This window comes from Niallia laureatilytica (assembly GCF_046613985.1).
Lineage (GTDB): Bacteria > Bacillota > Bacilli > Bacillales > Cytobacillaceae > Niallia.
On sequence record NZ_JBKKHP010000003.1, the window covers coordinates 253,220 to 277,211 of the forward strand.

Here is a 23,992-nt window from a genome sequence, read left to right on the forward strand (position 1 = left end):
AGAAAGCATAAAAGATAACGATTGCAGTAGCTGTTCTAAAGGGAGAATGGCTCGTTTGTCTGCCTTCTCAAAAAGTTAAGGTGAAGATGCAGTCTATTAAAATATTGTTGCATATAAACGTTTATATTAGGTAAAATAGAGATTGCTTTTTAGTGACTGAAAAAACGCATTGCCTTTTAACTGGAAGGAATGCGATAATCAATACTATACTTCATTAACTATACTCAATTTATAGTTTTTTCTCTTCAAACATATAACGCCTCAAAAAAACGAAAACATTCCTTTCCAAATACAAATTTCGCTAAATGGTAGGAATAACTGAAAATGAAAAAGAGTGGTGGCAAAATGGGATTGAACATATCTAGTTTGGAAAACATGAAATTAAAAGAGCTGTATGAATTGGCTCGTGAATATAAAGTTGCTTATTACAGCAAGCTGACAAAAAAAGAATTAATATTCTCTATTTTGAAAGCGAGAGCGGAACAGGAAGGATATTTCTTTATGGAAGGCGTTCTGGAGATTATCCAATCAGAAGGTTTTGGTTTCTTAAGACCAATCAACTATTCACCTAGTTCGCAGGATATATACATATCTGCTTCCCAAATCAGAAAGTTTGATTTGAGAAATGGGGATAAAGTATCTGGAAAGGTGCGACCTCCAAAGGAAAATGAACGTTATTTTGGATTGCTGCAGGTGGAAGCGGTAAACGGCGATGACCCGGCAACGGCAAAGGAAAGAGTCCATTTTCCGGCATTGACGCCATTATATCCAGACAGACAAATGAAGCTGGAAACAACACAAAAGTATACATCTACTCGTATAATGGATGTTCTGGCTCCTGTTGGTTTTGGACAGCGTGGATTGATTGTTGCGCCTCCTAAAGCAGGTAAAACAATGCTTATTAAGGAAATTGCCAACAGCATTACGACAAATCATCCGGATGCAGAGCTTATTGTCCTCTTAATTGATGAAAGACCGGAGGAAGTGACTGATATTGAACGTTCAGTCAGCGGCGATGTAGTCAGCTCCACTTTTGATGAAGTTCCAGAAAACCACATTAAAGTGGCAGAGCTCGTGTTAGAAAGAGCGATGCGCCTTGTAGAGCATAAGCGTGATGTTATCATTTTAATGGACAGCATTACAAGACTTGCAAGAGCATACAATCTTGTCATTCCTCCGAGTGGAAGAACTTTATCAGGGGGGATAGATCCTGCTGCCTTCCATCGTCCGAAACGCTTCTTCGGGGCAGCTCGTAATATTGAAGAAGGCGGTTCTTTAACCATCCTGGCTACAGCGCTGGTAGATACAGGTTCCCGTATGGATGACGTTATATATGAAGAGTTTAAGGGTACAGGTAATATGGAGCTTCATTTGGATCGCTCTCTTGCGGAAAGAAGGATTTTCCCAGCGATCGATATTCGCCGTTCTGGTACTCGCAAAGAAGAACTGTTAATACCGAAGGAACATTTGGACAAATTATGGGCCATTCGCAAGTCTATGTCAGATTCTCCCGATTTTGCGGAGCGTTTCTTAAGAAAGCTTAGACAAACGAAATCCAATGAAGAGTTTTTTGCTGTGCTGTCTGATCAAATGAAGGCAGGAACAGCTGGGAAGCGTTCTTAAATCTAGTATTAGCTGGAAAAAAATTCATAGCAGTGGATGAGGAAATGAAGTTGCAAAATGCCTATGTCTTTGCTATAATGATGACAGTGTGTTTTTAAAATAATAATGTATGGGAATAAATAATTCTATACGTTATTCTATAACTCTGCTTCGAAAGTTGCAGGGCGGAAGGAGATGAAAAGGAATGAAATCAGGAATTCATCCAACTTATAATGAAATCACGGTAAAATGCGCTTGCGGTAATGAGTTCACAACTGGATCTGTTGCAAAAGAGATGAAAGTTGAAACTTGCTCTGAGTGCCATCCGTTCTATACTGGACGTCAAAAATTCGCTGAAGCTGGCGGACGTGTTGACCGTTTCAACAAAAAATACGGTCTTAAACAGCAACAGCAATAATCAATCCGAAGAACAGGCAAGAATGCTTCATACCTTGCCTGTTCTTTCTTTATGAGATATTGTCTTCTATTTATGGAAAGAGGAAGTTTAAGAATGCAAGGATCTTCACCGTTTTTTGTATTCTTAAGCGTCTTCTAGAGAAAGTTGAACGCTGCAGTCGCTTTGCTAAGAGAAGTTAGTTTATGTAAAGGACATGTTTTTGGAGGAAGGAAGGAGAGGTTTCATGTACGTGATGAAACATCATGGATGGGTAGAAGTGATTTGCGGAAGCATGTTTTCCGGTAAATCAGAGGAGCTTATCCGTCGAGTAAGAAGAGCCCAATTTGCTAAACAAAACATCGTTGTGTTTAAGCCGAAAATAGATAACCGCTACAGTGAGGAAGCTGTCGTTTCTCATAATGGTTCTACTACAATTGCTGTTCCAATCAGTGAATCCTCGGAGATTTTTGAATATGTGACACCAGATGTCGAGGTGGTTGCGATTGACGAAATCCAGTTCTTTGACCCGGAAATAGTGGCTGTTGTCCAGCATTTAGCCAACAGCGGCTATAGAGTCATCTGTGCAGGATTGGATCAGGACTTCCGTGGTGAACCATTTGGAAAGATGCCTGAACTTATGGCAATAGCTGAGCTTGTGACAAAGCTGCAGGCAGTCTGTGCAGTATGCGGTTCACCGGCCAGCAGGACTCAGCGGCTGATTGATGGTTCACCAGCATCATATGATGATCCCATTATACTAGTAGGTGCTTCTGAATCTTATGAGCCAAGATGCCGTCATCATCACGAAGTTCCGAAATCCCCTTCGCTGAAAAAGGCAGACAGCAGCACATCCATTTAGCTAAAATCTCCCATTAGAGAAAACTCTAATGGGAGATTTTTTTATGATTTATGAAGAAACAGCTAAACCGAGTTTAGAAAGCGCTTGTTTTAGTGTGCTGAACGTGGGAATGTCATCTAAACTGATTCCTAATGCATGTATCACTTGCGCCATGTCTGGTCTGAGTCCAGAGATAGTGGACTTCATACCTGTATATTGGAGGACCTTCACTAATTTCATCAGCTCTTGCAGCACCATTGTATCAATGGTAGACACTCCGGAAACATCAATAAATAGATGTCTGATTTGCTTCTCCTGACATCTAGCAGGCACATTCTCAAGAATTGCTTTCCCTCTTGCTGTATCAATGGCCCCGATGATTGGAAGCACACCAATATGATTGATAATTGGAATAATCGGGTTGCTCAGTTCGTTGATTGTCGCTTGTTGGGATAATAGCTTTCTTTGATTGTATTCATGATACATCTCGGTGAATTCGTTGTTTAACTTATCAAATGTAAGATGGAATATCGAACTCCACTCTAGTATAGTTGCTTGTGGAACATTCCTGAGCTCTTCTATGAATCTCGTAATCATATCCCAGATGGTTTGCCTTGTCAGACTTAACGCGTGCAGGACTTCATGAACAGGCACCCCTAGTTCCACTCTGCTTTGCGCAATTTTAGTTGCCCATTTTGATAAGTTAGCAGAGAAAATGGTATCATCGTCCAAAAAAGAGCTGATAACTGTTTCAATTGTAAAGGCATGCTGAGCACGGAGAAGATTATTGACGTTATCATCAGATTGTTTGCTGTAAATAGAGCCTTCCTCACCATCTTTTATGGCGAACCATTTTTCTGTTATTACCGAAGCATTTTCCATTATATAATGGTAGACAGAACTGTTGGATAGGGACATATAGGAGCCCTCTCTTTCTATGAATATCTTCATTATAAAGCAATTTCGGTTTAATATAAGTGCATAAACGCGATGAAGCGGTTTTTTTCCTTGTTAATTTGGTTTTGACGGGGATAATAGCCTATAATATAATTAAAATGTTATGGAAAAAAATTGAGGTGAATATACGTGTTTGATCGTCTGCAAGCGGTAGAGGATCGTTATGACAGGCTTAATGAGTTATTAAGCGATCCTGAAATTGTCAATGATACAAAAAAATTGCGTGATTATTCTAAAGAGCAATCAGATATACAAGAAACGGTGGAAGTTTACCGGGAATATAAAGAAGTAAAAGCACAAAACCAAGACGCCCGTTCTATGTTAGAGGAAAAGCTTGATCCGGAAATGCGGGAAATGGTAAAAGAAGAGCTTGATGAAACAGCAGAGAAAATCGAAGAGCTAGAAGCGCGCTTAAGAATACTGCTAATACCGAAAGATCCTAATGATGATAAGAACGTTATCATGGAGGTTCGCGGAGCAGCGGGCGGAGATGAAGCAGCCTTATTTGCGGGAGACTTGTTCCGTATGTACAGCCGTTATGCAGAATCACAGGGCTGGAAGATGGAAGTAATTGATGCAAGTTCAACAGGTGTAGGCGGATATAAGGAAATCATTTTCATGATTAACGGAAAAGGCGCTTACTCAAAGCTTAAGTTTGAAAATGGAGCACACAGAGTACAGCGTGTGCCTGAAACAGAATCTGGCGGAAGAATTCATACCTCCACTGCAACTGTTGCTTGTCTGCCTGAAGCAGAAGAGGTTGAAATTGAAATCCATGAGAAGGATATACGTGTAGATACATTTGCTTCGAGTGGACCAGGCGGACAAAGTGTTAATACCACGATGTCAGCAGTAAGATTGACGCATTTGCCGACAGGAACAGTCGTATCCTGTCAGGATGAAAAGTCGCAAATCAAAAATAAAGAAAAAGCAATGAAGGTTTTACGTGCTCGTGTTTATGATAAGTTCCAGCAAGAGGCGCAAGCAGAGTATGACCAGCAGCGCAAATCAGCAGTTGGTACAGGGGACCGTTCTGAGCGCATAAGAACGTATAACTTCCCGCAAAACCGTGTAACAGACCATCGAATTGGACTAACTATTCAAAAGCTTGATCAAATTCTCCAAGGAAAAATGGAAGATATCATTGATGCCCTAATCTTTGAAGAACAATCAAGCCGTTTGGAAAGTGCATCTGATGTGTAATAGAAGACAAATGAAAGTTTTTGAAGCCCTTAAGTGGGCTTCTTCTTATTTGCAGGAGCACGGACGGGAGGAGCATGCCGGCGAGCTTTTACTGCGGCATGCATTAGGTGTGACTCGTTCCGAAATGTTAATGAAATTTCGGGATGATATGAGTGAAGAGTCCTTTAAGCTGTTTGAGCAAAATATCACTCTTCATGGTAAAGGGATACCAATTCAATATTTAATTGGCTATGAAGAATTTTATGGCCGTATTTTTGAAGTGAATGAAGAAGTTCTAATCCCGAGGCCTGAAACAGAAGAACTTGTATATCATATGTTGGAGCGAATCAAGGTTTTATATGGAAGTCGGGAAGTCAGTATAGTTGATATAGGCACAGGAAGCGGAGCAATAGCTGTTACGATGAAGCTGGAAAACCCTAGACTGCAAGTGACTGCAAGCGATTTGTTTGAGGAATCATTACAGGTTGCAAAAAAGAACGCAGAGAGAAATGGTGCTGAATCAATTGATTTTGTCCATGGTGATTTGTTTGAACCGTTTATAAAAACAGGCAGGAGGTTCGATATAGTCCTTTCTAATCCTCCATACATTCCAGATGAAGATATTGCTGAAATGTCAGAAGTAGTTGTAGAGCATGAGCCTCATCGGGCACTGTTTGCTGGAATAGATGGTTTGGATATTTATAAGAGAATTTGTGCACAGCTGCCTTCCGTTTTAAAGGATAAAGGCATAGTCGGCTTTGAGGTCGGCATGGGTCAAAGCGAGGCAGTTTCACAACTGCTGTTAGATGCCTTTCCTGCAGCTAAGGTGGATGTTGTGTATGATATTAATAAAAAGGATCGAATGGTCTTTGCAGAAGTTGGATTTTAACCGCGGTTCTTCCGCGGTTTTTTATTTTGAAAAAAATAAAAGTTGCTAGTTTAAGAATCTATTAATCTGTCCACACTGTTTGTACAAGGGGGCGAATTAATATGAAAAGAAAATCAATGGCAACAAGTTATATATTTGTACTTATCATATCAACTATTTTTAGTTTATATATACCGAAAAACGAAGTAACAGCAAACGAGCAAGTGGTGATTCCAAATGATGCTATCAGACTAAGAATCTTAGCGAACAGTGACAGTGAAGAAGATCAAGCTTTAAAACGAAAAGTTAGGGATGCAGTGAATGCAGAAATTACAAAGTGGGTAGCAGATTTAACTTCAAAGCAAGCAGCTGAACAGCTATTAAAAGCAAAGCAGCCGGAAATTCAAAAAATAGCAGAAAACGTAGTTATGGAAGAAAATTCTGATCAGGCAGTGAAAGTGAAATTCGGAAAAGTAGATTTTCCTACAAAGCTTTATGGAGAGTTCTTATATCCTGCAGGCGAGTATGAAGCAATCTTAATTACATTAGGAGCAGGTGAAGGTGCAAATTGGTGGTGTGTATTATTTCCGCCATTATGTTTCCTTGATTTCTCCAACAGTGTTGCTGTAAGTGACGGATTTGAAGAGGAGAAGAAGGAAGAGGGCAGCAAGCAGAAAGAAAAAGCAGATAAGGAAGAAGCAGATAGTAAAACAGCAAGTGCGGAGTCAGTGAAAAAAGAAGCAAAACAGGAAAATAAAAAAGAAGAAAAAGAAAACAAGGAAGACCCTGTCTATGTTGATGAATCAACAGAGAGTGATGTAGAAGTGAAGTTTTTCTTAGTAGAGCTTTGGGATAAAATTTTTGGATGAAAAGAAGCCATCTGCGCAAGTAGTATACTGCAGATGGCTTTACAATTTTAGAAATCAACGATATTTTCTGCTAAGTGTTATATAATAATGGTCGGAATTGCTGATGGTAGATAGATACATATATATTAGAAAATATTCTATCATTTTTTTCGGTCCCTTTTCATATTAATAGAATTAAGAGCAGATTCATTTTATGATAAAAAGGAGACGGAGATAATGGAGCATATCGTACGTAAAGCAAATCGTGAGGATTTAGAGAGCTTGAAGGATTTTATGGGAACAACAGAAGTGAAGTTACATGATCTCGAAAGCTGGATTGACTTCTGTCTTCTAGCGAGTGATGCAGAGTCAGGTATGCTGAAGGGAACGATCGGTATTCAGCCTTTTGCAGATTCTGGATTATTAAGAGCGCTAGTGCTTAAGGAAGGATCTGCAGAGGAAATTCTATTTTTACTCCAGCAGGCGATAAAGTTGGCTAAAGAAAAAAATTTAGGTATGCTATATTGCGTAGTAAATAATAAAAATGCGAGTAATCTCTTTTATTTGCTGGGCTTTAAGGAGATTAATGTCGAAGATTTGCCTGTTGATGTCAGAGAGTCATCAACAGTTAATGCGATGAAAGTTGTGAATAACTCGAAAATTATGTATTATTCCATTAATAATGTGGATAATTAAGGAGAGTTATCCACAAAAATCATCATTTTATTCACAATTTGTGGACAAGTCAGATAAAAGATAAAAATTTTGGCGTGAATCAGTTAAAAAATTCTTGTCGAAAATTGAAGAATCACAAGCAATTTCATGTATTTAAACAAGTTTTGGCTAAAGGTGGATAAGTATGAAGACAAATATATGGTCAGTGGATAAGTATGTGGATATAGATAGTGGTTATCCACAAATACAACAGGCTGCAGACCTTTTAAACAAGAATGAAGTAGTTGCATTTCCAACAGAAACGGTTTACGGACTTGGAGGTAATGCCAAAAGCGATGAGGCGATAGCTAAAATCTTTGCTGCTAAAGGGAGGCCGTCAGATAATCCTCTCATTATTCATATCGCTAATAAAGAGCAGCTGACAGAACTAGTTTCAGAAGTGCCCGAGAAGGCTGAACAGCTCATGGAGGCTTTCTGGCCAGGAGCGCTGACAATTATTTTCCGATTGAAGGAAGGAGCCTTGTCTAAGCTTGCTACTGCAGGACTAGTTACTGTTGGAGTAAGAATGCCTGATCATCCTGTTGCACTAAGGCTGCTCGAAGAGGCTAATTTGCCAATCGCTGCACCGAGTGCTAATACTTCTGGCAAGCCGAGTCCAACTACAGCTCTTCATGTGAAGGAAGATTTAGATTCTATCATAGCAGGCATTGTCGATGGTGGTCCAACTGGTGTCGGAGTGGAGTCAACAGTAATTGACTGCACGGATGCTGTACCGACGATTTTGCGTCCAGGTGGAGTGTCACAGGAGGAAATGGAAAAAGTCATTGGAGAAGTGAAGCTTGATAAGGCGCTTGTAAATAAAGAGTCTGCCCCGAAGGCACCAGGGATGAAGTACACGCATTATGCCCCAAACGCACCGTTGTTTTTAGTGAAGGCTCCAAGAGAAAGAATTCAGGAGTTAGTAGCGGAAGAACGTCGGAATGGCAAAAAAGCAGGAGTGCTTACAACAGAAGAAAATCAAGATTTCTACCAAGCAGATTATATTTTTGTATGTGGAAAAAGAGCTGAATTATCCACAGTCGCTGCGAATTTATATGATGGGCTGAGAAGCTTTAACCATAGTAATGTTGATATTATTTTTTCTGAGATGTTTCCATATGAAGGTCTAGGACACGCAATCATGAACAGATTGATGAAAGCAGCCTCTCACCAAGTGATAGAGTAACCCTGAGGAAAAAATGCCAAAAGAAATTTCTGAATAGACCATAGACAAAATGCTTCTAAAAAAACTTGGACGTGCATATTCTTAACTAGCAAGTCCAAGGGGGAAGGTAATGTCTACACTAATCGGAGAAATATTTACACTTATGCTGATGGCATTTGCTTTAGGAATGGACGCATTTTCTGTTGGGCTGGGAATGGGAATGTACAGACTCCGGCTAAGGCAAATAATGAAGATAGGATTTATTATCGGAATATTTCATGTCATTATGCCGCTTGCAGGCATCCTAGCTGGAAGATTCTTATCTGATAATTTTGGAGAAATTGCCGGTATTATTGGAGGAGTGCTTCTTGTCATTTTAGGTGTGCAAATGATATGGACTGGCTTTAAAGAAGATGATGAACATAAAATCACACCAGTCGGATTCGGCCTGATTGTGTTTGCGGTCAGTGTGAGTCTGGACAGCTTTTCAGTCGGCTTAAGCTTAGGTATTTATAAAGCGAAAACATGGCTAGTTCTGCTTGCTTTTGGCTTGAGCGCAACATTACTCACATGGCTCGGCTTGATTATTGGGAGAAAAGCACAAGGACTTTTAGGTAATTACGGTGAGGTGTTAGGCGGAGGGATATTGCTTGCTTTTGGCGTAAAGCTGCTATTACATCTTTAACTACATCGAAGTGATAAACATGCAGGCAGCTTCATTGACAGGCTGCCTTTTTGTTTTGCAAAAACAGCTAAATCTTTGGAATGAAGTGTAAAAATAATAATTCCTGTCGATAGATATATTAGTGATTCCAAATGGTGACATAAAATTAGGCTGACAAAAAAGTCTATACTATACTTTTACTTAAAAGGAGGTAGAAAATATGGTACGTGTACTGTTTGTTTGTACAGGGAACACTTGTCGCAGCCCAATGGCAGAAGCAATCCTTAAGAATAGCAGCGTAAATATCGAAGTTAAATCTGCCGGTGTTTATGCAATAGACGGCGCGGAGGCTTCTTATCAATTGAAGGAAGTGCTTGCGGAAAAGGGAATGGAACATAATCATCGCTCCTCCATGCTGACTAGCGACTTGTTAGACTGGGCAACACATGTGTTTACGATGACGGTCGGCCATAAGAATGCAATTGTCAATCAGTTTCCCCATGCAATTGAAAAAACATTTACGTTAAAGGAATTTGTAAATGATGATAAGTATGGAGATATTGTCGATCCATTTGGAGGTTCGGTCGAGCTTTATAGAATGACATATCAGGAATTACATAGCTTGATACAGTCACTGATAAAAAAATTAGAAATGGAAAACTAGGGGAGAACAAAATGGATAAGACTGCTTCATATAGGTTCAGCTTAAGAAAGAAACTGGCATTGTTTATTACAGTATTGGCATTGATTACTTACTCAACAAGTGCGTTTTTCATCTATGTTCTGTTTCCTTTGCTTCCAGATGATTTAGGAATTAGTGCCTTTGTATTTAATCTTCTTACATTGACATTAGGAGTCTTATGGTCTGGATTTCTGGCATTTTTGGCAGCGGGTTTTATCATTAAGCCGCTTAAGCGTCTGGAGCAGAGTGCAATTAAAGCAGCACATGGAGATATAAGAGAAGAAGTGGAAATTTCAAGTTCGGATGATGAAATTCAATCACTAGGCATTGCTTATAATGATATGCTGGCTAACTTGCGGGAAATGGTTAAAAGTATTGAAGATAACTTTAACAGCACTAATGCAACAGTTAAAACAATTACAGGTAAATCACAGGAAGCTCATGAACAGACAGTGTCTATTTCAAAGGCAGTGGAAGAAATTGCAGGCGGATCTGAGGTAGCAGCCAATTCTGTTCAAGCAACAGCTGAAGCAGTGGAGCAGTCGATGAAAATTGCCCAAACAGTCCAGGAAAATGCAGATCATACACAGCAAATCTCTAATGAAATGCTTGCAAACTTAGATGAAACGAATAAAGTGGTTCATTCTCTTGTAGCTGGCCTTAAGCAGTTGGCCGAAGAAAACAGCCGTTCCTTATCATCTGTAAAAAGATTAGAAGATAATGCCGCTAAAATCGGTGATATTCTAAAGTTTGTTGGAACAATTGCCTCACAAACAAACTTACTTGCTTTAAATGCCTCCATTGAAGCGGCAAGAGCTGGGGAACACGGTAAAGGATTTGCGGTTGTAGCAGAAGAGGTAAGGGTTCTAGCGGATGAGAGCGCCAAAGCTGTTGAAGGTGTTGGTGAACTAATTGCCAATATGCAGTCAGAAGTCAAAAATGTCGTTGGCCAGATTAAACAGCAGGTTCAAAGCGCCAATGCAGAAGCACAACAAGGTGAAAAAACGAATGCTACCCTTCAAGAAATGACAGCTATTGTGAAACAAATGGCAGATTCCACTAAACATATTACAGCCCAAGTTCATCAGCAAATGGAGCAGATTGAGCATACCTCCAGACAGTCTCAAGAAGTAGCGGCAATTGCGGAGGAGACATCTGCAGGAACGCAGCAGGTAATGATTATTGCAGAAAGCCAGACGAAGATCATTAATGAAGTTGATATTCTTGCAATGGAGCTTCAGCAGCAGGCTGAGCAGCTGAAAGAAACTATCACCAGATTTAAGATTTAATCGTATTATAAGTGCTTTTTCCTGCTTACTTTTTACTTAGTTTTCTGTTTCTAAAAAGAATGTAAACAGCCTTTCTATTTGCTCTTTTTTATGTGAAAATAATAGAGGAATAAGAGGAGGTTAACAGGATGAAAGTTGCTATAGCTTCAGATCATGGCGGATTGAATATTAGAGAAGAAATCAAAAGCTTGCTTAATGAATTGCAGATAGAATATGTAGATTTTGGGTGTGATTGCACTACTTCAGTAGATTACCCGGATTATGCACTGCCAGTTGCAGAAAAGGTTGCGAGCGGAGAGTTCGATCGCGGGATTCTGATTTGCGGAACTGGTATTGGCATGAGCATCGCAGCTAATAAAGTAAAAGGTATCAGATGCGCACTTGTGCATGATGTTTACAGCGCCAGATTGACTAGGGAGCATAATGACAGCAATGTGATTGCAATGGGAGAAAGAGTAATTGGTCCGGGACTTGCCCGGGAAATAGCGAAGACTTGGCTGCTTTCTGATTTTAGCGGCAGCAGACATCAAACAAGAATCGATAAAATCGCAAACTATGAATTAGAAACATCTTCCTAAGCATAATGCTATAACGAAAGGCAGTGTTGTTTATGGGTATAGATAAGTCATTGTTAGTGGAACAGCTGCACAGCATCTTAAATGATTATCAAGAACAGGCAAATTTGACGAGCCGCCATCTGTTTGTTGTTGGCTGCAGCACAAGTGAAGTCATCGGTGAAAGAATCGGGACTGCAGGTGCTGAGGATGTCGCAAGTATTATCTTTCAAGAGTTTAAGCAATACGAGGAACAAACAGGTGTTGCATTGGCTTTTCAATGTTGTGAACATCTAAACAGAGCTTTAGTAGTTGAGCGTAAGCTGCAAGAGGAAAAAGGTTGGCCGGAAGTTACTGTTATTCCTGTACGCCAGGCAGGTGGAGCTATGGCGGCATATGCTTATCAGCATATGGCAGATCCTGTTGTCGTTGAACATATTACAGCAGACGGCGGCATTGATATCGGAGATACTTTAATAGGAATGCATATAAAGCATGTTGCAGTGCCGATAAGAGTAGCGCAAAAGCAGCTCGGTGCAGCACATGTCACTCTTGCCAAAGCAAGACCAAAGCTGATTGGCGGACAAAGAGCTGTATATGAAAAAAATAAAGAGAATGAATCTTGCTAGAAAAAAGATATCCTGAAAGAAGTCAGGATATCTTTTTTTATTATACAAATAAGCTGCCAATCTAAAAACGGCAGTGTTTTTTATATATGATAACTGCTAAATCTTATAAAAAAAACGAATTTATATTATTTTAAGAAAATAATCAGACGGAATTGGATGTTTTCTTAGCAAAACACGAACAATAAATAAAGGTATAAAAATAATAATTCGTATTTTTTAGCTTCTTTTTAAATTTGTTACGTGTTAGAATATAAGAAGATTTTCCGTAGAATCAAAGAAATATAATATAAGTGTTACAGGGAGGATTCAAATGAAGCATTTAGCACAAAACGACCAACAAGTATACAAAGCTATTCAGCAAGAATTGGGCCGCCAACGATCAAAAATCGAGTTGATTGCATCAGAGAATTTCGTAAGTGAGGCAGTAATGGAAGCACAAGGTTCTGTCCTTACAAATAAATATGCAGAAGGCTATCCGGCAAAACGTTATTATGGCGGTTGTGAATATGTTGATATTGTTGAAGATATCGCTCGCGATCGTGCGAAAGAAATTTTTGGTGCAGAGCATGTCAATGTTCAACCCCATTCTGGAGCACAAGCAAATATGGCTGTATATTTCACTATACTTGAGCAAGGGGACACAGTGCTCGGTATGAATCTTTCCCACGGCGGACATTTAACACATGGAAGCCCAGTAAACTTTAGTGGTGTTCAATATAACTTTGTTGAATATGGTGTTGACAAGGAAACAGAACAAATCAATTATGAGGACGTGCTTGAAAAAGCTCGCGAACATAAGCCGAAGCTTATCGTAGCTGGTGCTAGTGCATACCCTCGCGCGATTGATTTCAAGAAATTCCGTGAGATTGCAGATGAAGTTGGCGCATACTTAATGGTCGACATGGCTCATATCGCCGGACTTGTTGCTGCAGGATTGCATGAAAATCCAGTTCCGTATGCAGATTTTGTTACAACAACAACGCATAAAACATTAAGAGGCCCTCGCGGCGGAATGATCCTTTGTAAAGAGGAGTTCGGCAAAAAAATCGATAAGTCAATCTTCCCAGGAATCCAGGGTGGACCACTTATGCATGTCATTTCTGCTAAAGCTGTTGCTTTTGGAGAAGTATTGCAAGATGACTTTAAAGTATATGCTGAAAACATTATCGCAAATGCAAAGAGATTAGCAGAAGGATTACAAAAAGAAGGTTTGAGACTTGTATCTAATGGAACAGACAATCACCTGTTGCTAGTAGATTTACAGACTCTTGGACTGACTGGTAAAGTTGCCGAGCATGTTTTGGATGAAGTCGGCATTACGGTAAACAAAAATACAATTCCATTTGATCCTGCAAGTCCATTCGTGACAAGCGGAGTTCGTATCGGTACAGCTGCTGTGACATCCCGCGGTTTCGGTTTGGAAGATATGGACGAAATTGCTTCTATTATCGGCTTCACATTGAAAAATCATGAAGATCAAGAAAAATTAGCAGAAGCAGCTAAAAGAGTGGAAGCATTGACTAGCAAATTTGTATTGTATAAAGAACTATAAGAAACAGCAGCCAGCCTATCATAAGCATAGGCTGGCTCTTTTTTGGGTAAAAATAATGTAAGTAAAGTTAAACTTTCAGTTGATTTGAAAGCCTTTTTTCTGTAGAATTACAAGAAGTGTGTTTACGATAAAGAAGGAAACGGAGTGAAAGATGTGGCAAAAGTATACGTATTTGATCACCCACTTATTCAACATAAACTTACATACATTCGTGAGAAACAAACAGGTACAAAAGAATTCAGAGAGTTAGTAGATGAAGTGGCAACATTGATGGCTTTTGAAATCACTCGTGATATGCCTTTAGAAGAAATTGAAATTGATACTCCAGTAAGCAGAACAAAATCAAACGTACTTTCCGGTAAGAAGATAGGGATTATTCCAATCCTGCGCGCAGGTATCGGAATGGTTGACGGTATCCTGAAGCTTATTCCAGCTGCAAAAGTTGGACATATTGGGCTTTACCGTGATCCAAAGACACTTAAGCCTGTAGAATATTATGTGAAGCTTCCGTCTGATGTAGAAGAAAGAGACTTCATTGTAGTAGATCCAATGCTTGCAACAGGCGGTTCAGCGATTGAAGCAATCAACTCCTTGAAAACAAGAGGCGGAAAGAACATCAAGTTCATGTGCTTAATTGCAGCACCTGAAGGTGTAGAACTTCTGAAAGAAGCTCACCCAGATGTAGATATTTATATCGCTGCACTTGATGAGAAGCTAAACGAAAAAGGTTACATTGTTCCAGGTCTTGGAGACGCTGGTGACCGATTGTTCGGAACTAAATAAATAGCTAAAAGACTGGCCTGTATAGGTCAGTCTTTTTTTTGTGCTTCGAGAACATGTAACCAAAAATGCCCACACATATTTTAATCACTTCTGCAAATTATAAAACCAACTACATCCCCTTTGCTAAGGAGAATACATATGAAGAAACTAATCCTGCTGCTATCGCTTATAATCCTCCCTTGTTCTAATCATATTATTGCAGCTGCGCTCGAGCTCCCTGATCTACCAATAGAAAGCAAACAGGAAAAAAAGGTAGCCATTGTAAAGCTAAAAGGCGGATGTTCTCAGGCGAAAGTGAACGAGCTAATGACGAAACTGAAAAGTGGCGAAAAGAGAACCGTATTTTGTGAAATTTTTTCAGGATTTTCCGTGCGCGCTACGGTAGATGATTTGCATAAGCTTGCTGACAATCATGATGTGGAGCTTGTATCACAAGTTAAAACATATACTGCAGAAAGTGAACGGCCTGCTGAGATAATTGGTGCTGATTGGATAAGAGGGGCATTAAAGGAGAGCTCTGCCTTGACTGGAAAGGGAATAAAGGTAGGAGTGATTGATACAGGCATTGATTATAATCATCCTGACTTAAAGAAAAGCTTTAAAAGAGGCTGGGATTTTGTTGATCGTGATAAGGACCCGATGGAAACAGTCGGAAACGGGTTAAGAAATACTTTGCATGGTACACATGTCGCTGGAATTATTGCCGCAAAGGGCAAGCATCAAGGAGTTGCTCCAAATGCAGAAATTTATGCGTACCGTGCGCTTGGTCCTGGAGGAGCAGGAACAACAGAGCAAATATTAAGTGCGATTGAAAAAGCGGTAAAGGATAAGGTCGATGTGCTTAACCTCTCACTTGGCAGTGAAGTGAACGGGCCGGATTTGCCGATAAGTATTGCCTTAAATAAGGCAGTTGAGAAAGGGATTGTGGCTGTTGCAGCAGCAGGGAATGCAGGGCCATCCGATTGGACAGTAGGTTCTCCGGGCACAGCTGCTAAGGCTATATCAGTTGGAGCAACAACACCTAATATGAAAATTCCTTATATAGAGGTAGACGGAGCAAGGATTATCTTAAATAAGATGGATAAAAGTAAGCAATGGAGCTTTACAAATAGTTTAGAAATAGCACAAGGGGGGCTTGGCCGCAAGAAGGAGTTAAATAACGTAAAAGGAAAGGTAGTGCTCCTGAAGCGGGGGGAGCTAACGTTTGGGGAAAAAGCTGAAAATGCATATAAGGCAGGAGCGAAGGCTGTTCTTATTATGAATGATATGGATGGTCCTCTGCTTGGAAGCTTGGAAAAAGATATACCAATTCCAGTTGCAGGCGTAACGAAACAGGAAGGCAGTATTCTCCTTGAGAAGCTTGGCAAAAATAAGTTATATGCAAAAATCAACAGTTATTGGGAAAAAGATATTCTGGCAGAGTTCAGCTCAAGAGGACCTGTCACAAGCACATGGGATATAAAGCCAGATGTTGTTGCTCCTGGGGTAGTGATTAACAGCACAGTGCCTGGAGGCTATCTGGCGCTTCAAGGCACGAGCATGGCAGCTCCTCATGTAGCCGGTGCTGCTGCTCTTCTGCTAGAAGCTCATCCTGATTGGAGTCCGGAAGATGTGAAGGTAGCTTTAATGAATACAGCACTGCCGCTTCGCAACAGAAACGGGGAACTTTACAAGGTGTATGAGCAAGGTGCTGGCAGAATCCAGGTGGATAAAGCTGTACGAGCAGAGGTGCTTGTTTTGCCGGGCAGCATGAGATTCGGGAAATTTAAGCTTGCAGACCATCTACATGAACATACTTCCTATTTAACAATAGTCAACAAAGGAAGTGAACCTCAATGGGTAACATTTAAACAGCCTGCTAAGCAAAGAGGCATAACATGGCAGTTGCCGTTGTCCTTTACATTAGCTCCCGGCAGTACCAAAAAAGTGCCGATCCGAATGATGATAGACAATAAATTATTTAAAAACAAGCTGCAGAATGGAGCGCTTGAAGTAAATGCAGGTAGGAATTCCATAACGATACCATATTTGTATGTACTTGAAGAACCGGAATATCCTCGTTTAATGGGCTTTAATATGGTAGAGGAGAATAATGGGAGCTTCAGTTATGAAGCCTATTTACCGACAGGTGCCGAAGAGTTTGGCATAGCTGCATTCGATAAGGAGTCCTTAAAGTTTGTGAAATTTCTTGATTGGAAAAAAGAGGTGAAACGAGGTCAGTTAAAGGGGAATATTAAGAAAGATTCTCTGCCAGACAGTGGTATATATGAAATTATTGCGTTTGCCAAAAAAGCAGGCAAAGAAGATGCTGTCAGCGGACAATTAACGGTTGTAGGTAACAAAGTTAATTATAGTGAAAAACGTTAAGCGAAAATAGTTTGGCAATTGTAAACATCTCCCTAATATAAAAGTAATAGGAAATTAATTGAAAGATATGTGAATAATCTCCTTTTTCGATATAAAATTTTTCGATTCATGATAGAATAAAAAAGAAAATTTTTACCGGGAAAGGAGAGAAAAAATAAAACGCTTCATATATGATAATTTAGGGGTTAAACGATAATATTTAAAGGTGAGATTTTAATCTTTTTATGTTGTTAATACTAATTGACATTTGACATAACCTTATTGTATGCTTACAAAGTAGATGATAGGGTTTTCAGGGCCTTTTCAAAAAATATTGCTTTTTTTGTGACGCAAAAAAGGCTGTTTTTGTTCCCTGTTAAAGCTGTCTGAAAGAAAGTCTGTTGTCAGGAGATTTGGCTAAATTATGTTTGAAATAAAGCAGATGCTTACAAAACAACTTAAGTACATATCTATACTGCTTTCACTTTACCTTATCGGGTGGGTTGCAACCCCTTATAAGCCTGTTTTTATGGGTCTGTTAATTGGGACAGCCTTAAGCCTTTATAATATTTGGCTTTTAGTGAGAAGGATGGCAAGATTCAGCAGAAACATAGATGAAGGAAAAAAAACGCAATCATTAGGAATGCTGCAAAGAATGGCGGCTGCGGTCCTTGGGGTTGCATTAGCCATGGAATTTCCTGAGCAGATACACCTTATCAGCGTTGTTATTGGATTAATGACGGCTTACATAGTCATTATGATAGATTACTTATTTAGTACTATTTTTAAAAATAGTATTAGAAAAGAGAGGTGAGAATTGCTTGGATCACAAAGAGAAAGTGTTTTACCTTTTCGGTTCGGAATACTTGAGAGTAGATTTATCCAGTGTCTTGATGATAGCCATAACAAGTTTGATCGTATTTATTATCGCTGTTGCTGCAACGCGCCGACTGGCCCTCAAGCCTACAGGGATGCAGAACATGATCGAATGGGTAATGGACTTCGTGAAAAACATCATCAAAAGCAACATGGATTGGAAAGATGGAGGGAAGTTCCACATGTTAGGGATGACAATCATCTTTTACGTGTTAATTTCCAACCTGCTTGGTTTGCCGTTTTCTATAGTGGTTGACGGTGTTCTTTGGTGGAAATCACCAACAGCCGATCCGATTATCACATTGACATTAGCTTCTATGATCATTGCATTGACACATTATTATGGTGTTAAGCAAAAAGGAGTTAAAGGGTATTTCAAAGGCTATGTTCAGCCGATGAAGTTCTTGCTTCCTTTAAAGATAATCGAAGAGTTTTCCAATACTTTGACGCTTGGTTTGCGTCTGTACGGAAATATTTATGCCGGGGAACTGCTATTGTCCCTATTAGTAGGTTCATTAGCGTGGACAGGATGGGCAGGCTTTATTGCTGCAATTCCTTTAACAATGGCATGGCAAGGTTTTTCTATCTTCATAGGGTTTATACAAGCCTATATCTTTACAATGTTAACTTTTGTTTACATGTCTCATAAAGTAAGTGACGAGCATTAATCTATTCCCTTATTTTTTTAAGGTGAAACTATAAAAAAATCATATTGATATATTTAGGAGGAAATTAATAATGAATCTTTTAGCAGCAGCAATCGCAATTGGTTTATCAGCATTAGGAGCAAGTATTGGTAACGGTTTGATCGTAGGACGTACAGTTGAAGGGATTGCACGCCAACCAGAAGCACGCGGTTTCCTACAAACAACAATGTTCATCGGGGTAGCTTTAGTTGAGGCATTGCCGATTATCGGAGTTGTAATTGCATTCATGGTACTTAACCGTTAATAAATAGCTAAAAAATGGCGAAGACTTTTTTGAAAACTTCGCCTTTACTTTATGCAAAAAAAGTCAGTTTGAAGGTAAGCAGTTGGAAGGGAGTGAACCGTTGTGTTATTAAATAGCTTCGTATTAGGAGCTGCTGGAGCAGCTTCTCACGGTATAAATGGTGGAACAGCCATATTTCAATTAGTAATCTTTTTAATTCTTCTTGCGCTATTGAAGAAATTCGCATGGGGACCGATTATGGGAATCATGAAGCAAAGGGAAGAATTTGTAGCAAATGAAATAAACAGTGCGGAGAAAAACCGCATCGAGTCTTCTAAGCTTCTAGAAGAACAGCGGGCATTGCTGAAAGAGGCGCGCACTGAGGCAAAAGAATTGATCGACAATGCAAAGGCTCAAGGTGAGCTGCAAAGAGAAACAATCATTGCTGATGCAAGAAAAGATGCGGAAAGACTAAAGAATTCAGCATTGCTTGAAATTGAACAACAGAAGGAAAAGGCAGTTGTTGCAATTCGCGAGCAAGTTAGTTCCCTATCTGTATTAATCGCTTCTAAAGTAATCGAAAAAGAGCTGAGTGAACAGGATCAGGAGAAACTGATTAATGATTACATACAAGAGGTAGGCGAAAAACGATGATGGATACAGGAGTATCAAAGCGCTATGCTTTAGCCCTTTTCCAAATCGCGAAAGAAAATGGCAATGTGGAACAGTTGGAAGAGGAAATGCGTGTTGTAAAAGCAGTTGTGGCCAACTCACCGGATTTGCAGCAAGTTTTCAAGTCTCCTAATATCTCATTGGAGCAAAAGAAAGAGATAGTAAAAAATGCGTTCAGTTCAGCAAGTGTTCATGTGCAAAACATGTTGATGCTTTTAATGGACAGACATCGCGAAGATTATATCGTCAGCATCTGTAATTACTTTTTGGAATTTGTTAATGATGCAAAAGGAATTGCAGAAGCGAAAGTCTACTCTGTAAGACAACTTACAGATAGTGAAAAATCGGCTATCTCTGCGGCATTTGCTGCCAAAGTAGGGAAACTGTCGCTAAATATTGAAAATATTGTTGATTCCAACCTTTTGGGCGGAATTAAAGTTCGCATAGGTAACAAAATATTCGACGGCAGCTTACAAGGCAAGCTTGCACGTCTGCAACGTACATTATTAGGATAAGATTTCAAGATAGGGGTGAAACGCATGAGCATCAAAGCGGAAGAAATCAGTGCTCTTATAAAAAGGCAAATTGAAAATTACCAATCAGAAGTTCAAGTGAGTGAAGTAGGTACGGTTATCAGTATTGGTGATGGAATCGCTCGCGTTCATGGATTGGACAACTGTATGGCAGGGGAACTTGTTGAGTTCTCTAACGGAGTTATGGGTCTTGCCCAAAACTTAGAAGAAAGCAATGTCGGGATCATCATCCTTGGTCCTTACACAGACATTCGCGAAGGTGACGAAGTGCGTCGTACAGGCAGAATCATGGAAGTGCCTGTAGGCGAAGAATTGATTGGACGTGTTGTTAACTCATTAGGTCAGCCTGTGGATGGAATGGGTCCGATTAACTCAAGCAAAACTAGACCGATTGAGTTCTTGGCACCTGGTGTTATGGACCGTAAATCAGTTAGCGAGCCGCTTCAAACAGGTATCAAGGCAATTGATGCACTTGTGCCAATCGGCCGCGGACAGCGTGAGCTTATCATCGGTGACCGCCAAACAGGTAAAACATCTGTAGCAATCGATACAATTCTTAACCAAAAAGACCAAGATATGATCTGTATCTATGTAGCAATCGGACAAAAGGAATCTACTGTTCGTAATGCGGTTGAAACACTTCGCAAACACGGTGCATTGGATTATTCCATCGTCGTGACTGCATCTGCTTCCCAGCCGGCTCCATTGCTTTACCTAGCTCCATATGCAGGTGTAGCTATGGGTGAGGAATTCATGTATAACGGCAAGCACGTTTTAATCGTATATGATGATCTTTCTAAACAAGCATCAGCATACCGTGAATTATCCTTGCTGCTTCGTCGTCCTCCAGGCCGTGAAGCATATCCAGGGGATGTATTCTACTTGCATTCTCGTTTACTTGAGCGTGCAGCGAAGCTGAGCGACGCTAAAGGCGGCGGTTCTATTACTGCATTGCCGTTCATTGAGACACAAGCAGGAGACGTATCTGCATATATTCCAACAAACGTAATCTCTATTACAGATGGTCAAATATTCTTGCAGTCTGACTTGTTCTTCTCAGGAGTACGTCCTGCAATCAACGCAGGGTTGTCTGTTTCCCGTGTAGGTGGTTCTGCACAAATTAAAGCGATGAAAAAAGTTGCAGGTACGCTTCGTCTTGACTTAGCGTCATTCCGTGAGCTTGAGTCATTCGCACAGTTTGGATCAGACCTTGATAAAGCAACACAAGATAAGTTGAACCGCGGTGCCCGTACAGTTGAGGTACTGAAGCAAGACTTGAACAAACCATTAAAAGTAGAAAAGCAAGTAGCGATCCTTTATGCATTGACGCGCGGATTCCTTGATGATATTCCAGTACATGATATCAGAAGATTTGAAGATGAGTTATTGAACTGGATGGATCATAACCGTAAAGAATTGCTGGATCACATTGTGTCAACGAAAGAGCTTCCTTCTGACGACGATATGGCAGCTGCGATTAACGACTTCAAAAAGACGTTCGCTGCAACTGAGTAATAAAAGGAAAATCTGATGAATGGTGGTGAAAACGTTTGGCATCATTACGCGATATAAAGTCACGTATTAATTCAACGAAAAAGACAAGCCAAATCACAAAAGCGATGCAAATGGTATCTGCTGCTAAGATGAATAAAGCAGAAGCAAATGCAAAGTCTTTTGTTCCATATATGGAAAAGATAGAAGAAGTGACACAGTCAGTAGCGGCAGGGAGCAAAGGCAGCTCCCACCCAATGCTGGTTGCCCGTCCGGTTAAAAAGACAGGTTATATTATTATCACATCAGACCGCGGACTTGCGGGTGCATATAACAGTAATGTTTTAAGAAAGCTGAACCAGATTGTACAAGCTAAGCATCAATCAAAAGATGAGTATGCAGTTATTGCAATCGGTAAAGTCGGCAGAGATTTCCTTGTGAAGCAAGGGACAAATGTCATTTTGGACATTGTCGGAATTGCGGACCAGCCGGACTTCTTGGACATTAAGGATATTACGAACAAGTCTGTCGGCATGTTTAGTGATGGAACATTTGATGAAGTACACATCATTTACAGCCATTATGTGAGTGCAATCCAGCAGGATGTAATGGAGAAGAAAATTCTCCCTCTTACAGATATCGGGAATAACTCTGCTGCACTTACTTCCTATGAATTTGAGCCTTCTGCAGAAGAGATTTTGGATGTATTGCTGCCGCAATATGCAGAAAGCCTAATTTACGGTGCATTGCTTGACAGTAAAGCGAGTGAACACTCTGCTAGGATGACAGCAATGAAGAACTCTACTGATAATGCGAAAGAAATTATCAATGATTTGAGTCTAGTTTATAACCGAGCTCGCCAGGCTGCTATTACGCAAGAGATTACGGAAATCGTCGGCGGTGCAGCTGCGCTGGAATAGGATTTAAGCAATAGAATTGCGACTTTGCAATTCTATGAAAAGAAGTATTGGAGGGAAAAACATGAGCTTAGGACAAGTTCTTCAGGTAATGGGTCCTGTAGTCGACGTTAAGTTCGATGGTGGCCATTTGCCTGATATAAATAATGCTTTGAAAGTGGTTCGTATTTCAGGAGAAAATGCTTCTGACAACGCTGAAGTAACCCTTGAAGTTGCCCTGCATTTAGGTGACAATACGGTCCGTACAATCGCGATGTCTTCTACTGATGGAATCACTAGAGGAACTCAAGTAACAGATACAGGTAAGTCTATTTCTGTACCAGTTGGTGATGTTACTTTAGGACGTGTATTTAACGTATTGGGAGAAACAATCGACCTTGATCCAGAAATTTCAGCTGATGCTAGAAGAGACTCTATTCATAGAGAAGCTCCGAAGTTCGAGCAGCTTTCTACACAAGTTGAAATACTAGAAACAGGTATTAAAGTAGTAGACTTGCTTGCACCTTATATTAAAGGTGGAAAGATCGGTCTATTCGGAGGAGCAGGTGTTGGTAAAACGGTTCTTATCCAAGAACTTATCAACAACATCGCTCAAGAGCACGGCGGTATTTCTGTATTTGCCGGTGTTGGAGAGCGTACGCGTGAAGGAAATGACCTATACCACGAAATGACAGATTCCGGCGTTATTAAGAAAACAGCAATGGTATTCGGACAAATGAACGAGCCGCCAGGTGCTCGTATGCGTGTTGCCTTGACTGGTTTGACAATGGCTGAATATTTCCGTGATGAGCAAGGACAAGACGTTCTGTTCTTCATCGATAACATCTTCCGTTTCACACAAGCAGGTTCTGAAGTTTCTGCCTTGCTTGGACGTATGCCTTCAGCAGTAGGTTACCAGCCGACTCTAGCAACAGAAATGGGTAAATTACAAGAGCGTATCACTTCTACAAACGTAGGATCAGTAACATCTATCCAAGCGATTTATGTACCAGCAGATGACTACACAGACCCAGCGCCTGCAACAACATTTGCTCACTTGGATGCAACAACAAACCTTGAGCGTAAATTGACAGAGATGGGTATTTACCCAGCGGTGGATCCATTGGCATCTACATCACGCGCTTTGTCGCCTGAAATCGTAGGAGAAGAGCACTACAATGTTGCTCGTCAAGTACAATCAACTTTACAGCGCTACAGAGAGCTTCAAGATATCATCAGCATCCTTGGTATGGATGAGTTGAATGATGAAGATAAAATGGTCGTACATCGCGCAAGAAGAATTCAATTCTTCCTGTCACAAAACTTCCACGTAGCAGAACAGTTCACAGGACAGAAGGGTTCTTATGTTCCTGTTAAAGAAACTGTTAAAGGCTTCAAGGATATCCTTGATGGTAAATACGATCACCTTCCAGAAGATGCATTCCGCCTAGTCGGAAGAATCGAAGAAGCAATCGAAAATGCTAAAAAAATGGGTGTTGAAGTATAATTCTAGTCAGGAGGGGT

Annotated in this window: 25 protein-coding genes; 24 read left to right on the top strand and 1 reads right to left on the bottom strand. The window is 40.2% G+C overall.

What is annotated here, in order from left to right:
- Positions 1-345: 345 nt before the first annotated feature.
- The 3 genes from rho (at position 346) to ACLIJJ_RS10950 (ending at position 2,858) form a co-directional block, all read left to right on the top strand.
- On the top strand, positions 346-1,623 hold the full coding sequence (gene rho, locus ACLIJJ_RS10940; RefSeq protein WP_233316151.1) for a transcription termination factor Rho: 1,278 nt from the start codon (positions 346-348) through the stop codon (positions 1,621-1,623).
- A 184-nt stretch (positions 1,624-1,807) separates the two neighbouring features.
- The gene (gene rpmE / locus ACLIJJ_RS10945) at positions 1,808-2,020 is read left to right on the top strand and encodes a 50S ribosomal protein L31 (RefSeq protein WP_233315934.1); all 213 of its coding nucleotides are present in this window, start codon (positions 1,808-1,810) and stop codon (positions 2,018-2,020) included.
- Between the two features lie 223 nt (positions 2,021-2,243).
- The gene (locus tag ACLIJJ_RS10950; RefSeq protein WP_237942064.1) at positions 2,244-2,858 is read left to right on the top strand and encodes a thymidine kinase; all 615 of its coding nucleotides are present in this window, start codon (positions 2,244-2,246) and stop codon (positions 2,856-2,858) included.
- A 48-nt stretch (positions 2,859-2,906) separates the two neighbouring features.
- Here the strand turns inward: ACLIJJ_RS10950 and ACLIJJ_RS10955 are convergent, their stop codons facing one another.
- Complete coding sequence (locus ACLIJJ_RS10955; protein ID WP_251646615.1) at positions 2,907-3,755, bottom strand: STAS domain-containing protein; 849 nt, start codon at positions 3,753-3,755, stop codon at positions 2,907-2,909.
- Between the two features lie 168 nt (positions 3,756-3,923).
- Between ACLIJJ_RS10955 and prfA the strand changes: the two genes are divergently transcribed.
- From prfA to atpD, 21 genes are all read left to right on the top strand, one after another.
- The gene (gene prfA / locus ACLIJJ_RS10960) at positions 3,924-4,997 is read left to right on the top strand and encodes a peptide chain release factor 1 (protein WP_233315931.1); all 1,074 of its coding nucleotides are present in this window, start codon (positions 3,924-3,926) and stop codon (positions 4,995-4,997) included.
- A 10-nt stretch (positions 4,998-5,007) separates the two neighbouring features.
- A complete protein-coding gene (prmC, locus tag ACLIJJ_RS10965; RefSeq protein WP_411410879.1) occupies positions 5,008-5,865 on the top strand; it encodes a peptide chain release factor N(5)-glutamine methyltransferase in 858 nt (285 codons plus the stop codon).
- Positions 5,866-5,966: 101 nt separating this feature from the next.
- On the top strand, positions 5,967-6,713 hold the full coding sequence (gene spoIIR, locus ACLIJJ_RS10970; RefSeq protein WP_233315930.1) for a stage II sporulation protein R: 747 nt from the start codon (positions 5,967-5,969) through the stop codon (positions 6,711-6,713).
- Positions 6,714-6,929: 216 nt separating this feature from the next.
- The gene (locus ACLIJJ_RS10975) at positions 6,930-7,388 is read left to right on the top strand and encodes a GNAT family N-acetyltransferase (protein WP_233315929.1); all 459 of its coding nucleotides are present in this window, start codon (positions 6,930-6,932) and stop codon (positions 7,386-7,388) included.
- A gap of 163 nt (positions 7,389-7,551) precedes the next feature.
- Positions 7,552-8,592: an L-threonylcarbamoyladenylate synthase gene (locus ACLIJJ_RS10980; RefSeq protein WP_237942060.1), complete on the top strand. Its 1,041-nt coding sequence runs from the start codon at positions 7,552-7,554 to the stop codon at positions 8,590-8,592.
- A gap of 109 nt (positions 8,593-8,701) precedes the next feature.
- Positions 8,702-9,256, top strand: a complete 555-nt coding sequence (locus tag ACLIJJ_RS10985; RefSeq protein ID WP_237942059.1) for a manganese efflux pump MntP — start codon at positions 8,702-8,704, stop codon at positions 9,254-9,256.
- Between the two features lie 199 nt (positions 9,257-9,455).
- Positions 9,456-9,899: a low molecular weight protein arginine phosphatase gene (locus tag ACLIJJ_RS10990; RefSeq protein WP_233315926.1), complete on the top strand. Its 444-nt coding sequence runs from the start codon at positions 9,456-9,458 to the stop codon at positions 9,897-9,899.
- 11 nt (positions 9,900-9,910) lie between these two features.
- Positions 9,911-11,206 (top strand): methyl-accepting chemotaxis protein, encoded by a 1,296-nt coding sequence (locus ACLIJJ_RS10995; RefSeq protein ID WP_233315925.1) that lies wholly within the window; start codon positions 9,911-9,913, stop codon positions 11,204-11,206.
- 128 nt (positions 11,207-11,334) lie between these two features.
- Positions 11,335-11,784: a ribose 5-phosphate isomerase B gene (gene rpiB, locus ACLIJJ_RS11000; RefSeq protein WP_233315924.1), complete on the top strand. Its 450-nt coding sequence runs from the start codon at positions 11,335-11,337 to the stop codon at positions 11,782-11,784.
- A gap of 32 nt (positions 11,785-11,816) precedes the next feature.
- Positions 11,817-12,389 carry a TIGR01440 family protein gene (locus ACLIJJ_RS11005; protein WP_233315923.1) on the top strand — a complete coding sequence of 191 codons (573 nt, stop codon included), beginning with the start codon at positions 11,817-11,819 and terminating at the stop codon, positions 12,387-12,389.
- A 310-nt stretch (positions 12,390-12,699) separates the two neighbouring features.
- A complete protein-coding gene (gene glyA, locus ACLIJJ_RS11010) occupies positions 12,700-13,941 on the top strand; it encodes a serine hydroxymethyltransferase (RefSeq protein WP_233315922.1) in 1,242 nt (413 codons plus the stop codon).
- 153 nt (positions 13,942-14,094) lie between these two features.
- Entirely contained in the window at positions 14,095-14,724 is a 630-nt protein-coding gene (gene upp / locus ACLIJJ_RS11015) for a uracil phosphoribosyltransferase (protein ID WP_127739133.1), read from the top strand.
- 138 nt (positions 14,725-14,862) lie between these two features.
- Positions 14,863-17,091, top strand: a complete 2,229-nt coding sequence (locus ACLIJJ_RS11020) for a S8 family serine peptidase (RefSeq protein ID WP_411410880.1) — start codon at positions 14,863-14,865, stop codon at positions 17,089-17,091.
- A 403-nt stretch (positions 17,092-17,494) separates the two neighbouring features.
- Positions 17,495-17,884 (top strand): ATP synthase subunit I, encoded by a 390-nt coding sequence (locus tag ACLIJJ_RS11025; RefSeq protein ID WP_233315921.1) that lies wholly within the window; start codon positions 17,495-17,497, stop codon positions 17,882-17,884.
- A gap of 25 nt (positions 17,885-17,909) precedes the next feature.
- Positions 17,910-18,614, top strand: a complete 705-nt coding sequence (gene atpB / locus ACLIJJ_RS11030; protein WP_396953816.1) for a F0F1 ATP synthase subunit A — start codon at positions 17,910-17,912, stop codon at positions 18,612-18,614.
- A gap of 70 nt (positions 18,615-18,684) precedes the next feature.
- Positions 18,685-18,897 (top strand): F0F1 ATP synthase subunit C, encoded by a 213-nt coding sequence (gene atpE / locus ACLIJJ_RS11035; protein WP_127739009.1) that lies wholly within the window; start codon positions 18,685-18,687, stop codon positions 18,895-18,897.
- A 102-nt stretch (positions 18,898-18,999) separates the two neighbouring features.
- Complete coding sequence (locus tag ACLIJJ_RS11040) at positions 19,000-19,530, top strand: F0F1 ATP synthase subunit B (RefSeq protein WP_233315919.1); 531 nt, start codon at positions 19,000-19,002, stop codon at positions 19,528-19,530.
- A complete protein-coding gene (locus ACLIJJ_RS11045) occupies positions 19,527-20,063 on the top strand; it encodes a F0F1 ATP synthase subunit delta (protein ID WP_233315918.1) in 537 nt (178 codons plus the stop codon). The genes ACLIJJ_RS11040 and ACLIJJ_RS11045 overlap by 4 nt, the downstream gene beginning before the upstream one ends.
- A gap of 24 nt (positions 20,064-20,087) precedes the next feature.
- Positions 20,088-21,596, top strand: a complete 1,509-nt coding sequence (gene atpA, locus ACLIJJ_RS11050; RefSeq protein WP_233315917.1) for a F0F1 ATP synthase subunit alpha — start codon at positions 20,088-20,090, stop codon at positions 21,594-21,596.
- 35 nt (positions 21,597-21,631) lie between these two features.
- On the top strand, positions 21,632-22,492 hold the full coding sequence (atpG, locus tag ACLIJJ_RS11055) for an ATP synthase F1 subunit gamma (RefSeq protein ID WP_233315916.1): 861 nt from the start codon (positions 21,632-21,634) through the stop codon (positions 22,490-22,492).
- Positions 22,493-22,553: 61 nt separating this feature from the next.
- On the top strand, positions 22,554-23,975 hold the full coding sequence (atpD, locus tag ACLIJJ_RS11060; protein ID WP_233315915.1) for a F0F1 ATP synthase subunit beta: 1,422 nt from the start codon (positions 22,554-22,556) through the stop codon (positions 23,973-23,975).
- The last annotated feature ends 17 nt before the right edge of the window (positions 23,976-23,992 follow it).

Excerpts from the sequence above, each read along its gene's own strand:
- rho (WP_233316151.1), top strand. The coding sequence starts at position 346 with ATGGGATTGAACATATCTAGTTTGGAAAACATGAAATTAAAAGAGCTG.
- rpmE (WP_233315934.1), top strand. The coding sequence starts at position 1,808 with ATGAAATCAGGAATTCATCCAACTTATAATGAAATCACGGTAAAATGC.
- ACLIJJ_RS10950 (WP_237942064.1), top strand. The coding sequence starts at position 2,244 with ATGTACGTGATGAAACATCATGGATGGGTAGAAGTGATTTGCGGAAGC.
- ACLIJJ_RS10955 (WP_251646615.1), bottom strand. The coding sequence starts at position 3,755 with ATGTCCCTATCCAACAGTTCTGTCTACCATTATATAATGGAAAATGCT.
- prmC (WP_411410879.1), top strand. The coding sequence starts at position 5,008 with ATGAAAGTTTTTGAAGCCCTTAAGTGGGCTTCTTCTTATTTGCAGGAG.
- spoIIR (WP_233315930.1), top strand. The coding sequence starts at position 5,967 with ATGAAAAGAAAATCAATGGCAACAAGTTATATATTTGTACTTATCATA.
- ACLIJJ_RS10975 (WP_233315929.1), top strand. The coding sequence starts at position 6,930 with ATGGAGCATATCGTACGTAAAGCAAATCGTGAGGATTTAGAGAGCTTG.
- ACLIJJ_RS10980 (WP_237942060.1), top strand. The coding sequence starts at position 7,552 with ATGAAGACAAATATATGGTCAGTGGATAAGTATGTGGATATAGATAGT.
- ACLIJJ_RS10985 (WP_237942059.1), top strand. The coding sequence starts at position 8,702 with ATGTCTACACTAATCGGAGAAATATTTACACTTATGCTGATGGCATTT.
- ACLIJJ_RS10990 (WP_233315926.1), top strand. The coding sequence starts at position 9,456 with ATGGTACGTGTACTGTTTGTTTGTACAGGGAACACTTGTCGCAGCCCA.
- ACLIJJ_RS10995 (WP_233315925.1), top strand. The coding sequence starts at position 9,911 with ATGGATAAGACTGCTTCATATAGGTTCAGCTTAAGAAAGAAACTGGCA.
- rpiB (WP_233315924.1), top strand. The coding sequence starts at position 11,335 with ATGAAAGTTGCTATAGCTTCAGATCATGGCGGATTGAATATTAGAGAA.
- ACLIJJ_RS11005 (WP_233315923.1), top strand. The coding sequence starts at position 11,817 with ATGGGTATAGATAAGTCATTGTTAGTGGAACAGCTGCACAGCATCTTA.
- glyA (WP_233315922.1), top strand. The coding sequence starts at position 12,700 with ATGAAGCATTTAGCACAAAACGACCAACAAGTATACAAAGCTATTCAG.
- ACLIJJ_RS11020 (WP_411410880.1), top strand. The coding sequence starts at position 14,863 with ATGAAGAAACTAATCCTGCTGCTATCGCTTATAATCCTCCCTTGTTCT.
- ACLIJJ_RS11025 (WP_233315921.1), top strand. The coding sequence starts at position 17,495 with ATGTTTGAAATAAAGCAGATGCTTACAAAACAACTTAAGTACATATCT.
- atpE (WP_127739009.1), top strand. The coding sequence starts at position 18,685 with ATGAATCTTTTAGCAGCAGCAATCGCAATTGGTTTATCAGCATTAGGA.
- ACLIJJ_RS11045 (WP_233315918.1), top strand. The coding sequence starts at position 19,527 with ATGATGGATACAGGAGTATCAAAGCGCTATGCTTTAGCCCTTTTCCAA.
- atpA (WP_233315917.1), top strand. The coding sequence starts at position 20,088 with ATGAGCATCAAAGCGGAAGAAATCAGTGCTCTTATAAAAAGGCAAATT.
- atpD (WP_233315915.1), top strand. The coding sequence starts at position 22,554 with ATGAGCTTAGGACAAGTTCTTCAGGTAATGGGTCCTGTAGTCGACGTT.